This window comes from Flaviaestuariibacter amylovorans (genome assembly GCF_039541815.1).
GTDB lineage: Bacteria > Bacteroidota > Bacteroidia > Chitinophagales > Chitinophagaceae > Flavisolibacter > Flavisolibacter amylovorans.
The window spans coordinates 764,095-778,803 of record NZ_BAABGY010000007.1; the positions used below are offsets into that span (position 1 = coordinate 764,095).

Sequence of the window (14,709 nt, forward strand, 5' to 3'; positions counted from 1 at the left end):
GGGCGCTTTTTTTATGAGGCTGAAACCAGCATAGATCAGAGCTTGATGACCTGCTTCCGGGTGCTCAGGCCGCTGCGCATGTCGGTGACCTGCAGCACATAGTTGCCCGGGGTAAGCCCGGAGAGGCTTACCGTGCAGGTGGTGCCGGAGAAGGTCTGTGGGCGGCCTACCGGGCTGCCATAGGCGTTGATCACCTGCAGGCTGTAGGTGGCTTCCTTGGCCGGGGCATGGTGTACCTGCACCGTCACCACGTCGCGCGCGGGGTTGGGAGCCGCGGACACCGTGGCTGCGAACGTAGCTGTTCGGGCCGCATCGGGGCCGCCCTCGCCGGTGCCACCGCCGTTTTGTGCCACGCAGTTGCCCACCTGGTAGGTGAAGGTGATGGGGGCGCCCACGCACTTGTTGGCCACGGGTCGTACCGTTATGGTCGTAGATACGGTGCCCGCCGTAGCGTTCACCGTAGTGTAGGCCGGTACCACGTTGGTGCCGCGGCGCTGCAGGAGGCCGGTGGCCATGGAAGAACTGGACCAGTTGTAGGTAGCTTCCGTACCCATGTTGCCCGTGAGGGTCACCGGGGCGGTAACGATGCCGCGGCAGTATACCTGGGTGCCCGGGTTGGTAACCGTAGGCGTCGGGTTGACGGTGATGCGGAAGCGTACCGGCTTGCCGGAGCAGGTGGTGGTGCCGTTGCCCTGGGGCGTCACGTTGATGAAGGCGTATACCGGCGCAGCCGTATTGTTCACCGCCACAAACGAGGGCAGGCTGCCGGACCCCGACGCGGCCAGGCCGATAGACGGGTTGTCGTTGGTCCAGGTATAACCCACGGCGCCGGTAAAGAGCTGCGCCGGTGCCGTGGCGCCGTTGCAGTATACCGGATTCGACGGGGCATCCATCGTAGCGGGCGGAAGGATCGTGAGCTGGGTGGTGGCGGTGTTCGCACAAACAGCCCCGCCGATCGTATAGGTTACCGTATAGGTGCCGGCCGTGGAAAGCGCCAGGTTCACCTCACCCGTAGCGGAATTGATGACGAGGCCAGCGGGAGCAGCATAAGTGCCGCCGGGCGTACCCTGCTGTGTCGGGTAGGCTGCTCCCCTCGGGCAATAGGGCGCACCGTCGTAGCTGATGGTACCTGCGGCCGGATGCACCGTGATCGTAAAGGTCATCGGCGTGCCGCTGCAGCCGTCGGCCCGCGGCGTCACCGTGATGGTGGCCACCTGCGATGTACCGTTGTTGCGGGGCATGAATGCCGGGATATCACCGGTGCCGATGGCGCCGAGTCCGATCGCGGGGTTGTTGTTGGTCCAGCTGTACACCGTTCCGGGCACTGCGCCGGCGAAGGTGATCGGGTCGGTAGCCGAACCGGCACAGAGGGCCTGGTCAGGTACCATGTTCACCGTGGGCAGCGGGCGCACGCGGATGCGGAAGACCATCGGCTTAAGGGTACAGCCCGTTCCGCCTTCCGGCGTTACCGAGATCACCGCTACGAGGTCGCTCGTGCCGCCGTTCGTTGCCGTAAAGGAGCCAATGTTCCCGGTGCCCGATGCGGCCAGGCCGATGGCAGGCTCCGAATTGGTCCAGTTGTAGGTAACGCCTGCAGCGCCGCTGAAGACGATGGGCTGCGTGGCCGAGCCGGCGCAGGCAACCATGTTCGGTACGGGGTTTACCAGCACGCCGGGGTTGATGCTGACCTGCGTGGTGGCCATCGAGGCGCAGGCGGTGCCGCCGGCGAAGGTGTAGGTCACGGTGTAGGTACCCGGAGTCGAGTTCACGAGGTCGATCGCGCCTGTGCTGGCGTCGATAACGAGGCCGGCAGGTACGGCGCTGTAGGTGCCGGTGGCCGTGCCCGTGCGGGTCACTTCGGCGGTGCCGCTGCCCCCGCAGAAGGGCGAGCCCTCGTAGGTGATGGTAGCCGCTGCCGACGGATCGATCGCGATGGCCGCAGAAGCGTCGCTGTACACAGCGGGGTTGCTGTTTAGCACGCGCACCTTATAGCCGCTGCCGGGGGCCTGACCGGCCGGGATGGTAGCGGTGATGGGCGACGCGTTGTAGGCGGACGAGATGATGTTGTCGGTCGTGTTGTTCGGGAAGTTGCCGGACGCATCGGAAAGCTGCACGTAGAAGGAGCCGCTGTAGGTGCCGGTGCTCGCGAAGGCGACGGTGAAGTCGCGGCTCGAGGAGGCGCCGTTGCAGAAGCTCAGGTTCGATACCGTGCCGAGCGTAATAGTGCGCGGCAGGATGGTGAAGGTCTCCGTGTTCGACGATGCCAGTGCGCCGGTGCTGCTGACGCCTACCAGGGCCGTGCCGGCGTTGGCCAGCAGCGAGGCACCTACGGTGGCCGTCAGCTGTGTGCCGCTCACGAAGCTCGTGCTGATGCCCGTGGTGGAGCCGTTCCAGGTAACGGTGGAGCCGTTCACGAAGCCGGTGCCGTTTACAGTGAGGGTAAGGCCGCTCGTGCCTTCCACGGCCGACGTCGGCGAGAGGGAGGTCACGGTCGGCGTGGCCGGTGTGCCTACAAGCTTGATGTCGTCGACGCGGAACGAGCCGGTGTTGTTCTTGGAGAAGCGGATGCGCAGGTTGGATGTAGCGGGGATCGTGCCGCTTGCTGTAACGAGGTTCCAGCTGGTGTTGTTGGCCGGGGTGAAGGAGAGCGCAGTATAGTTCGTGCCGTCCGTGCTCACTTCTACCGTCAGGTTTTGCGCCGTGCTCGTACGCAGCAGGCCGAAGCTCAGTTGCAGGTTGCTCCAGTTCGATGTATTGATATTGCTGATCTCGAAGATCTTGCTGTTGCCGCCGCTCGTGCCGAAGAACACGTTACGGCTGCCACTGGCGCCGGTGTAGCCGCTCGAGCTGGACGTAGTGCGCACATCGGTGCTCGTCGACACGCCGCTGAATGCAAGAACGCCTTGGTTCTGCCAGCCGGTGTACGTACCCACCGCGATGTCGCCCGATCCGGCGGTACCCACGTTTTCGGAGAAGAGAGTGCCCGGTGCCGGGAACACCTGCAGGATCACCGTATTCGTGGTCACGTTGCCGCAAGGGGCGGCAGCGCTGTACACGGCGCGGAACTGGTAGCCGCTCATGGCTGTCGTGGCGCCGCTCACCGTGAAGGTGTTCGTAGTGGCGCCGCTGTAGTTGCCGCCGTTGGCGATGTCGGTAAAGCCCGCGCCGCTGTTGACCTGCCACTGCACCGCCGTGCTGTTGGTGGCGGCCGCCGTGAAGGTGGCATTGCTGCCGGTGAAGATGCTGCTGCCTGAAGGCTGCGTCGTTATGGCGGGAGCCGCGGCGATGGTCACCGTTACCGAAGAAGCGGTGGACCAGCAACCGGTAACATTGTCGTAGGCGCGTACATAGTAGGTACCCGAAGCGTTCACCGGGTACGCACTGGTTGCTGCCGATGCCGTGGACATACCGGTAGCGCTGGTGCCCTGCCAGAAGTAATTGACGGAGCCGCCCGGGTCGGTCATCGCTTCGAGCGTGGTGGAGCCACAGGCGGGGTTGGCGGCGGCCACGGGCGCCGCGGGGGCAGCCGTCGTGTTCACCGTCATCGTGATCGTGTTGGAGGTGGCCGTCGCCGTTGTGACGCAGGAAAGCCCGGAGGTCATTTCCACAGATACGGCATCGCCCTGCGCGAGCGCGGCATCGGTGTAGGTGCTGCTGTTGGTACCCACGGGGTTGCCGTTCTTATACCACTGGTAGGTCGGCGTGCCGCCGTTGACGGGGGTCGCCGTAAAGGTTACGGAAGTGCCGGTGCAGATCGTGCTGCCCGGGGCGGCCGTGATGGATACGGAGGGCGTCGCGGCCGCCGTGATCGTGAGGTCGCTGCCGTTGTCGTCGCCGTAGAATTCGGGGTTGTCGTTGATCACCCGCACGCGGTAGCCCGTGCCGGCGGCATAGCCGGCGGGGACGGTAGCGCTGATGGGCGATGCCGCTCCCGTGCCGATGATATTGCTCGAGAGGCTGTTGGTGAAGTTGCCGGAGGCATCGGACAGCTGCACATAGAAGGTGCCGCTGAAGCCCCCGCTCGCGGTGAAGTGTACATCGAAGGAGTTATTGCCGGCGTTGCAGAGCGACGTCGGGACACCGGAGTCGATCACCAGCGTGTTGCCGGCGCTCGTCATAACCGAAGTAGCCGGGCCAGCCGCGGTAAGCGTGCCGCTGCTGTTACGGGCGATCACCTGGAAGTTGTAGCTCGTGGCGCTGCTCAGCGAAGCGGCGCGCAGCTTGCCGGATACGCCGGTCTGGCTGCCCCATTCGCCGGCGCCGGTGCCGGTGGCCTGCCATACGGCCGACGTACCGAGCGTGCCGTTGGCCTGCACGTACTTATTGGTAGTGGTCTCGAAGATCGCGAACTGCGTACCCGCGGGGTTGCCGGCGGCATCGATCGTAAGCTCGATCGAGGAAGGCGTAATGGTGCCGGCCGTCGGCGCACCCGGCGTAGCGGCGGGTGACACGAAGGTGGCGTCATTGCCGTTGGTAGTTCCTGCGCTGCTCGTAGCGGTAGCGCGGTAGTGATAGGTTACGTTGGGGTCGAGGCCGGAGACGGTCACCGATACAGGCTGGCTGCTATTGCCCGTGAGGGGGTTCTGCAGGGCGGCCGCGGAGTTGCCGTAGGTATTGTCGAGACCCCATTCGAAGGAGGCGTTCGTGCTCACGTTGTTCGGGTTCACGAGGCCCAGCAGGGTCGTTACGTTGCTGCCGTCGGTCTGGTTGGCGGCGCCGGTCACTACCGTCGGCGGTGCATCGGTTACCGTGAACGTAGCCGTGTTGGAAGCGTTCAGCGCGCCGTTGACGGTCACGCCTACAGTATAGGTGCCAGGCGTCGTCAGCAGGCTGGCCGGAAGTGTGGCGGTCAGTTGCGTAGCAGAAACAAAGGTCGTTGTGATACCCGCGGACGAACCGTTCCAGGTCACGGCCGAAGCACCGGTCACGAAGTTGGTACCGTTCACCGTCAGGCTCACGCTGCTCGTGCCGGCGGTGGCCGACGTGGGCGTGATGTTGGTCAGCGTCGGGTCGGGACGATAGCCTTGCAGCTTCACGTCGTCGAGGCGGAACTGGCCGTTGTTGTTCTTGGAGAAGCGGATGCGCAGGTTGGCCGTAGCCGGGATCGTACCCGAAGCAGTAATGGCATACCAGGTGCCGGCAGCGGCAGGCTGTGTGATCGTCAGCGCCGTCCAGTTGGTGCCGTCCTCGCTCACTTCAACTACGAAGGGGGTCCCGGACTGGTCCATACGAAGTCCGAAGGAAAGCGTCAGATTGGTATAGTTCAGCGTGTTGATGCCGCTGATGGTAAAGTTGCGGTTGAGGCTCGTGGCTATTCCGAAGAAGACGTTGCCGCCACCGGTGGCGCCGCTGTACCCGCTGGAATTGTTGGAATTGCGCACGTCGGTGACGCCGTCGGAAGTAGTGAATGTCAGCACGCCCTTGTTCTGGAACGTGGCCGGCGCAGTGCCGTTTGCATATGTATTTACATTGGTATTGGAGCCAGGCGTGCCCATGCTCTCCGAGAAGATCGTGGCCAATGCCGGCAGCACGGTAAGCGTGGCGGCGTTGGAGGCCGTCACGCCGCAGGGAGCGTTGCCCGTATACTGCGCGCGGAACTGGTACCCGCTCATGGCGGCCGTGATGTTGTTTACGATCAGCGTATTGCTGGTGGCGCCGCTATAGGTGCTGCCGTTGGAAATGTCAGCGAAGCCCGAGCCGCTGTTCACCTGCCACTGCACGCCGGTAGTACCGGTGGCCGTAGCGGAGAAGGTGGTTCCGTTGCCCGCATACACCGTGGCATTGCCCGGATGCGCGGTCACAGAGGGTGCCGCAACGATCGTCACCAGCACCGAAGACGCGTCCGACCAGCAGCCGGTGCTGCTGTTGTAGGCGCGTACGTAATAGGTGCCGGTAGCGTTCACTGTGTACGGAGCCGTGGCCGGCGCCATCATGTCGGTGCCGTTGGCCACCGTGCCCTGCCAGTAGTTCTGAACGTCCATGGCGGGATCGGTCATCGCGTCGAGCGTGGTGGAGGCGCAGGCCGGGTTGGCGGCGGCTACGGGTGCGGCCGGGGCAGCCGTCGTGTTCACCGTCATCGTGATGTCGGCAGTGGCCGTTGTGGTGGTGACGCAGGAGATGCTCGAGGTAAGGGTCACGGCGATGACGTCGCCGGAAACGAGACCGGCATCGGTATACGTATCGCTGTTGGTGCCCACCGGGTTGCCGTTCTTGGTCCAGGCATAGGAGGGCGTGCCGCCGTTTACCGGCGTGGCCGTGAAGGTCACCGAGGCGCCATTGCAGGAAGCGTTGGAACCCGTGCTGGAGGCGATGCTCACCGACGGGGTTACGGCCTGCGTGACCGTGATGTTGGCACCGTTGTCGGAACCGTAGAACTCGGGGTTATCGTTCAGCACGCGCACACGGTAGCCGGTGCCAGCGGCCTGCGCTGCCGGAATGGTAGCCGTGATGGGCGAGCCGTTGCCGGAGCCGATGATGCCGTCGGTGGTATTGTTCGGGAATACGCCGGAAGCGTCGGAGAGCTGCACTTTGAAGGTGCCGGAGAAGCTCGAAGAGGAGAATTCAACATCGAACACCGTGTTCGACGCGTTGCACACCGAGGTGGGCACGCCGCCGGTGATGCCAATGCTGTTGCCGGCGATGGTGGAGCCGCTGCCCGAGGGGCTTTGGGCCGTAGTGATGCCGCTGCTGTTGCGGGCGATCACGACGAAGGTATAGGACGTGTTGCTTACGAGGCCGCTCACGCGCGCCGTGCTCGGGATGCCGCTGTTGCCGCCCCACTGGTCGGGGTTGCCGCCGGCCACCTGCCACACGGGAGCCGTATTGAGGGTTCCGTTCGACTGCACGTAGCGGTTGGTGGTGGTCTCCAGGATCGCGTACTCGGTGTTGGCCGGGTTGCTCGGGTCATTGATGGTGACATCGAGCGTCGAAGCCGTGGCGTTGCTGATCGAAGGCGCCATCGTGGTGGCCGCGGGCGATACGAAGGTGACGTCGCTGCCAGTTGTGGTGCCGCCGCCGTTGGTGGCCACCACCTGGAAGTGGTACGTGAGGTTCGGGCTCAGGTTGCTGAGGGTGGCCGTAACCGCAGTGGGGCTGTTGCCTGTTACCGGGTTGGGGCTTGCCGCTACGCTGCTGCCATAGGTGTTGGAAGTACCGTAGTTGAAGGAAGCGCTCGCGTTGTCGGTATTGGCATTCACTGTACCGTTGAGCACCACGTCGGAGGAGCCGTTGGTCAGTGTGGTACTGCCGGTCGTGACCGTCGGCTGCGTGCTGATGGTCAGGGTTTGGGTGTTGGACGCGGCCGCTGCGCCATTCGTCGTTACGCCGATCGTAGCCGTGCCGCCGGCGGCGATGGCTGAAGCGGGTACGGTTGCGGTCAGCTGGGTGCTGCTGACGAAGGTGGTGGTGGCCGGCGTGCCGTTTACGGTCACTACCGATGAAGCCGTGCCGGTGGGCAGGTTCGTGCTATTGGCGCTGCCTTTGATAAAGTTGGTGCCGTTTACCGTGATAGTGAAGCTGTTACCGCCGGCTGTAGCAGTCGTGGGCGATATACTTGTTGTCGTGGGATCAGCTGGAGTACCGGTTAGCTTAACATCATCAATACGATTTTGGACGGTCGCGCTGTTCTGACGAAAACGTATGCTCAGGTTCTGTGTCGAAGGGATAGTTCCAGAAGCATTCCGAAGGTACCAGGCGGTCGTTCCCGTTCCGGTTGGAAGAGCGGTGTAGGTTAAGGTGGAATAGTTTGTGCCATCTGAACTCACTTCCACAATTACATCACCGGCGCTACTTGTTGAATTTTTTTGCAAGCCGAATGATAATGATAACGATGTAAACGCACTTGTGTTAATCCCAGAAATTACGAAATCTCTTCCAACAGTGTTGGTAAGGAAAACGCTATTAATTCCACTTGCACCAGTGTATCCATTTGAAGGTGTGCTCGTCCGAACATCGCCTGTCCCGCTGTAGCTAAGACCTCCGTTGTTCTGCCAACCTGAATGACTCGGAATAAGCGTGTTTGAGGTTACAGCGGTTCCTCCTATGTTCTCCGAAAACACGGTCTGCGTCGTCTGCGCACTCACCGCCCCTTGCACGAAGAAGGCGGTCACGGTAAGTAGAGCGGCGAAGGCGCGGGAGATACGGGTTCGGTAGGTGTTGGGTGTACCGGCACGGGGTGCGGGCTTTAAAACGGACAGCAGGGACGGGGTCATATATGCTTTGGTTTTTTGCGTGTTTCGAAAACGGCAATGCGCTGCCCGGTAGGGCATGCAGGGCCATAGGGTCGGTCAGACAAAGGTTAGTGGATGGAGTGGTGTTGTTCCGGAGGTCAGTACGTGGGTCGCAAAGCTAGGCGGTCCGGCGATGCGAAAAATGAAGGAAAGGTTACCAAAATAGGCATTCCGGCCCGCTCCGCATAGCAGTGGGCATAATTTCTTTCCGAAGGTGGAAAACTAGGAACCGGTTTTTAAGGTTTTTAGGGTGCAGAAGGTTCTCAAGGTTTCTTTTGACGGATTGCGCCCTAACACCAAGAGCCTGTTTAAATTATTGTGGTTCCTGAGAATCCTGAAATGGACGGCCGCGAGCGGCCTTAGCACGCCCCCGAAGCTTCGGGGGGGGGGGCGCAACCACGCGACGGCGCGACGATGAAATGCCGGGAAGATATTTCAGCCCATTGCTCGTTCGCTGCGCCGCCCCCCCCGCTGCGTCGCCCCGCGAAATAGGCCGCTGGCGGCCTGGCCGGCCCGTACATTAATTCAAACCGACTTTTAGAACCTTAAGAACCATCAAAACCTTGAGAACCTTGTTTAGGTATCAAACTCGTCGTTCTTATCCCCCACCGGATCGGGAGCCAGGAGTACGGCAAGGAGCATCACGAAGCTCAGGATGGGGAGCAGGTAGAGCGCGAGGCGCTTCTCCGGGCATTCGCCGGCAAAGCAGGCGCCCATAAGCAGCAGGTTGCGGAAGGCCCAGGCCACGTTGAAGGCCATGAAGAACAGGTTGAGGCGGCGCACCCACACCTGCTTCAGGAAGAGCAGGGCCAGGAAGGCGCCGGAGAAGATCAGGTGCAGGTAGCCCGGCTTACCGAACCGGGTGCCGGTGGTGTCGAAGCCGGTGACGGTGATATTGGGCGAGGCGATATAGACCCAGGGAAGGAAACAGCAGGCAATGAGGGCCAGGGCGGCCAGTGCCCCGAGCGGTTTGAAGAAACGCATGGCGCAAAGGTAAGTTTGTAGTTTGTAGTTTGCGGTTTGTAGTTGGCTGACGCCTGACCGGTAACGGCTGTACCCCTGCCGCCACCAGACTAAAAACAACACCCCTCCCGTGACTTACCCCGACGGCTTTGACGGACTTTTTACACGGAACGGAACAGACCTGTATGTGTACCATGCGGTCACACATCCCGGCTGGCCAACGATCGTATTCCTGCACGACTCGCTTGGCTGCACCGCCCTCTGGCGCGACTTCCCCGCCCGGCTCGCCGCAGCTACCCAGTGCAATTTGCTGGTCTACGACCGGCAGGGCTACGGCCGCTCCGCCCCTTTCTCCGGCCCGCCCCGCACCAAGGGCTACCTCGAGCGCGAGGCCGCCGTGCTCCGCGGTCTGCTCGACGCGCTGTCGCTCCGCGATGTCGTGCTCTTTGGCCACAGCGACGGCGCCTCCATCGCCCTCATCGCCGCGGCGCTCCAACCAGCCGGCATCCGGGCCCTTGTTTCCGAGGCGGCGCACCTCTTCGTGGAACCCGAAACGCTGCAGGGCGTACGCACCGCGGTGGAGCAGTATTCGGCCACCAACCTCAAAGAGCGGCTCGGGAAATACCACGGCAGCAAGACCGAAGCCCTTTTCCGCGCCTGGACCGACACCTGGCTCGACCCGGCGTTCCGCAACTGGGACATCACCCCGCTCCTGCCGGGCATCTCCTGCCCTACCCTCGTGATCCAGGGCGAACACGATGAATACGGCACCGTTCGCCAGGTGGAAGGCATCGCCAGCGGCATCAACGGCCCCGTAGAAGTACTCCTCCTCCCGGGCATCGGTCATACGCCCCACAAAGAAGCCCCCGAAGCCACCCTGCACCATGCCGCCGCCTTTCTTAAAGGGCTGGAGGCCTAAGCAGAACGCAGATAGACCGGATGCTGCTGATGGGCGCCGATAATCCGTAGCATCCGTATCATCCGTGTTCCTCCTTTGCCCCTGAAACCCCAGCCCTCCTGGGACCTCCCGGAGCTTCAAAGAAAACCCTCCAAAACCTTCCAAAACTCTTTAAAACCCTTCGGCTCCGCTCTTTAACCTTATTTAGCCTAACCCCTTGTTAAGCCTCTTCCTTTAGCGCCCGACCGGAACCAAATTTGCCTTTAGGCGGGCATGAAACCGAATATCCTGCGCACCACCTTTTTCGGGCTCTTCGCCCTCCTCTTAAGCCTCAGCACGTCGGCACAGACCATCACGATCCGGATCGGCTCCCACCCCGGCACGCTGGCGTGGACGCCCGTGCAACCCGAGGCAGCGCCTACCGCCTCGGCACAGGTACAGAACTACGTCCGCGCCATTATGGACGCCGTGGGCCTGAAGCCCAATTTCGAGGTGCGGCCCGCACGTATCGACAATGCCGCCGCTGTGGTTTACAGCGGTCAGCGCTACATCCTGTACAATCCCGGCTTCGTCGACGAGCTCGTACGTAAGACCGGCAACCAGTGGGCCGCCGTGAGCGTGCTGGCCCACGAGATCGGCCACCACCTCGACGGCCATACCGTGACCGCCCAGGGCTCCCAACCCCGGTTCGAGCTCGAGGCCGACGAGTTCTCGGGCTACGTGCTCCGTAAGATGGGCGCCTCGCTCGCCGACGCACAGGCGGCCATGCGCACCCTCGCCACGGCGGCACCGAGCCGCACCCACCCGGGCCGCGACGACCGCCTGGCCTCCATCGCCGCCGGCTGGAACCGCGCTTCCGGGCAGAACAGCGGATCGGCTGCCATCGCCCGCACGCCGGTGCCCGCTCCTGCCCGTCCGCAGGCAGCGCAGGAAACCGCAGTCGTGCGCCGCGCACCTGCCACTACGGTCCTTGCCGATCGCTACATCCTCGGCCGCCTGAGCTTCCATGCCGACCCGCACTCGCAATACTTCGTGACCACCCAGTACAACGTGGTGAAAGTGACGAACAACCGCCTCCAGGTGCTGGGCAAGATGGCCCGCCTCAACAACCGCAGCTATCCGTACGTCATTTACGACAACGAGACGAAGCTGCTGGTGCAGGCTAACGGTACGGTAGTGTCGGAGCAGGGTCGCGCCGTTGGCCGCCTCGCGAGCGCCTGATCAGTTTGAAGTTTATTTTTTGCGGCCCGGTCGCTGTTGCGTCTACCATCCGGCAGCGGTCACCGGATCGCCGGCGCGAACAGAACGAGCAACGATTCCATAGATACGGATACCGGTTGACGATTGAAAAAGCCCCCGACGATACACTGTCGGGGGCTTTTGCTATTTTCTGCCGGAGCAGGATCATCCTTCGGCCGTAGCGTCGACAACCTTCTGCAGGAGGTCGAACAATTCGTTGTCGACCTGACGGTTGCGCCGGAGGTAATTGGCCGCTCCGTCGCGGAGCTCCGGCAGGTTCCGGCGCCGGAGGAGGTGCGCCAACACAAGCCCCATGATGAAGTGCACCGGAACGTACCGGGTCAGCACCGAGTTCATCCAGCGTTGCGAGCCGGCAAAGCGGTACCGCGGCGGCTTCACCGGGTTTTCCGCGTTGAGCAGGGCCTCCGCTGCCTCCAGGCTGCCGGTACGTTCCAGTACCGGAACGAGTGCCGTCGGAAGCCAGGCTGCGGCGAGTTCCGCCGCCCATTGCCGCATCCGCGGTTCGGTGAGCGGCGCCGGGATCGGGTGATACGGGTGCGGGCCGGTGCTGTGCAAATACCCGTCGCTGTTGTCGGCGTCGAGGAAGTCGGTAAAGTGCGTGGAGAATACGGCGGTACCCGCCCGCTCCGCGATCCAAGGCGCCACGGTGCCGATGAATGCCGTGACCTCGGGATAATACACCTGCAGCAGCGGGTGAAAATCTCCCTGCCGCGTGAACGTGCCCTTGAATACATAGCGGGCGCCGCCCGGTGCCGTGTGCACGTATTCGTAGAGTCCGCGGCCCGATGCCTGCTCCCTGAATCCATACGCTTCCAGCTGCGCCCCGAATGCCTTCATGAATACCGCTTTTGCCGCGGTCCGCGTCAGTTCCGTTTCCATAACTTTTTTCTTTTTCGATCCAGCAAAAACCCCTTCGCATGAAGGGGCTTCCGAATCGTATATCTACTGAACAAGGTTGTGTCGAAGACTTCAAACAACCAGCTCCAATCAAAGCACTCTATTTCTTGAACTTGTTCTGCAGCGAAGCGAGCTTGTCTGCAAAGGATTCCTCCTTCAGCGCGGGCTTCGGAGCGGCCGGCCTTGCGCCCTGCGGCACCGGCTTACCCAGCTTCTTTTCGGGGCGGGGTCCTTCGTTCTTTCCCGGTGCCTGGGGCGTCTTCATCGTCAGGGCAATGCGCTTGCGGGCAACATCCACTTCCGTTACGGTCACCATCACCTTTTGCTGCAGCTTCACCACCTGATTGGGATCGCTCACGAAGCGGTTGCTCAGCTGCGACACGTGCACGAGGCCGTCCTGCTTCACGCCGATGTCGACGAAGGCACCGAAGGCCGTGATGTTGGTGACGATTCCCGGCACGTACATGCCTTCGCGCACGTCTTCAATGCTCTTGATCGATTCTTCAAAGCGGAACTCCTCCACCACGCCGCGCGGGTCGCGGCCGGGCTTTTCGAGCTCCTTCAGGATGTCGTCGATGGTATATGTACCGACGGTCTCGGAGAGGTATTGCTTGCGGTTGATCTTCTTGCGCAGCCCGGCATCGCGGATGAGGTCTTCGAGGCGGGCCTGCAGGTCGGTGGCCATCTGGGCCACGAGGCCGTAGCGCTCGGGGTGCACGCTCGAGTTATCGAGCGGGTTTTCGGCGCCCGGGATGCGGAGGAAGCCCGCACACTGCTCGTACGACTTCGGTCCCATCAGCGGCACTTTCTTCAGCTCGTCGCGGCTCTTGAAAGCGCCATACTGGTTGCGGTAGGCCACGATGTTGCCGGCGAGCGTGGAGGAGATGCCCGACACGTATTGCAACAGGTGCTTGGAGGCGGTGTTCACGTCCACCCCCACGTAGTTCACGGCGCTTTCCACAACACGGTCGAGGGCGCCTTTCAGCTTTACGGGGTTCACGTCGTGCTGGTACTGGCCCACGCCGATGGATTTCGGATCGATCTTCACGAGCTCGCTCAGCGGGTCGAGAAGCCGGCGGCCGATGGAGACGGCGCCGCGCACGGTCACATCCTGGTCGGGAAACTCTTCGCGGGCGACCTCGGAAGCCGAGTAGATGGAGGCGCCGCTCTCATTCACCTGAAAGATGCTCACGGGCTTTCCGAAGTCGATGGCGCGCACCGCGGTCTCGGTTTCGCGGCCGGCGGTACCGTTGCCGATGCCGATGGCTTCGATATCGAATTTCTGTACAAGGTGCTTCAGCTCGTGGGCGAAGTTGTCGGCCTGGTGCAGGTACACCACCGTATGGTGCACGAGAGCGCCCTGGGCGTCGAGGCAGACGGTCTTGCAACCGGTGCGGTAGCCGGGGTCGAGGGCGAGCACGCGCTTGGAGCCGAGGGGCGAGGCCAGCAGCAGCTGGCGCAGGTTCTCGGTAAAGACGTTGATGGCGTCCTCGTCGGCCTTGTTTTTCGACAGGAGGCGGAATTCGTTCTCGATGGACGGCTTCAGGAGGCGGTTATAGGAATCCTCGACGGCGCGGTGCACTTCTGCGGCGGCCGGGTTAGACGCCTTCACGAACATGCGGTCCAGTTCTTCGACCGCGGTCGCTTTTTCGATGTTGACGTCCATCAGCAGGTAGCCTTCCTTTTCGCCACGGCGGATGGCCAGCAGGCGGTGCGAGGGGCATTTGTCGAGCGGCTCGGCAAACTCGAAATAGTCGCGGTATTTCTGTGCCTCGGGCTCATCCTTCTTGGTCTCGAGCACGCGGGCCGAAAGGGCGGCCGTTTCGGTAAAGAGCTGGCGCACCTTGGCACGGGCGTTCTCGTTCTCCGACACCCATTCGGCAATGATGTCGCGGGCGCCCTGGAGGGCCTCTTTGTTGTCTTTTACAAGCTCGTTGAGGTAGGACGCGGCCGCTTCGTTCACGTCGCCGTCGCCCTGGGCAAACAGGAGCTCGGCCAGCGGCTGCAGGCCCTTTTCGATGGCCATGGTGGCGCGGGTCTTGCGCTTGGGCTTATAGGGCAGGTAGATGTCTTCGAGCTCGGTGGCCGAAAGGCAGTCGTCGATGCGCTTCTGGAGCTCGGGAGTCAGCTTGCCGAGGTCGCCGATCGTTTTGAGTACGGTTTCCTTGCGCTTGACGAGTTCGTTGAAATAGGCGAGCTCCTCCACGATGTGGGCGAGCTGCACCTCGTCGAGGTTGCCGGTGGCTTCCTTGCGGTATCGGGCCATAAAGGGGATGGTGGCGCCCTCGGCCTGGAGGGTTTCCACGGAGGTGACCTGTTTTTCGGCTAGGTTCAGTTTGCCGGCGATCTGGCGGAGGTACTTCGGTTCCATGCGCTGCGGTGGTGTTTTTAGAGCCGGCAAAAGTACGTTTATTGGTCTATTAGTTTATTGGTTTATTGGTAACGGTCGGCTCTGTGCCGCTT

6 protein-coding genes are annotated in these 14,709 nt (G+C 62.5%); 2 read left to right on the plus strand and 4 right to left on the minus strand.

What is annotated here, in order from left to right; translation table 11 throughout:
- Positions 1-35 precede the first annotated feature (35 nt).
- Positions 36-8,267 (minus strand): IPT/TIG domain-containing protein, encoded by an 8,232-nt coding sequence (locus tag ABD937_RS11825; RefSeq protein ID WP_345255929.1) that lies wholly within the window; start codon positions 8,265-8,267, stop codon positions 36-38.
- 537 nt (positions 8,268-8,804) lie between these two features.
- A complete protein-coding gene (locus ABD937_RS11830) occupies positions 8,805-9,212 on the minus strand; it encodes a hypothetical protein (protein WP_345255930.1) in 408 nt (135 codons plus the stop codon).
- Positions 9,213-9,321: 109 nt separating this feature from the next.
- Here ABD937_RS11830 and ABD937_RS11835 point away from each other — a divergent pair, with 109 nt between their 5' ends.
- The gene (locus ABD937_RS11835; RefSeq protein ID WP_345255931.1) at positions 9,322-10,110 is read left to right on the plus strand and encodes an alpha/beta fold hydrolase; all 789 of its coding nucleotides are present in this window, start codon (positions 9,322-9,324) and stop codon (positions 10,108-10,110) included.
- Positions 10,111-10,362: 252 nt separating this feature from the next.
- Positions 10,363-11,310: a M48 family metalloprotease gene (locus ABD937_RS11840; RefSeq protein ID WP_345255932.1), complete on the plus strand. Its 948-nt coding sequence runs from the start codon at positions 10,363-10,365 to the stop codon at positions 11,308-11,310.
- A gap of 183 nt (positions 11,311-11,493) precedes the next feature.
- On the opposite strand, the gene ABD937_RS11845 is transcribed toward ABD937_RS11840, so the two are convergent.
- Together ABD937_RS11845 and ABD937_RS11850 are read right to left on the minus strand one after the other, a co-directional pair.
- Entirely contained in the window at positions 11,494-12,228 is a 735-nt protein-coding gene (locus ABD937_RS11845) for a hypothetical protein (RefSeq protein ID WP_345255933.1), read from the minus strand.
- A gap of 118 nt (positions 12,229-12,346) precedes the next feature.
- Entirely contained in the window at positions 12,347-14,617 is a 2,271-nt protein-coding gene (locus ABD937_RS11850; protein ID WP_345255934.1) for a Tex family protein, read from the minus strand.
- Positions 14,618-14,709: the final 92 nt, after the last annotated feature.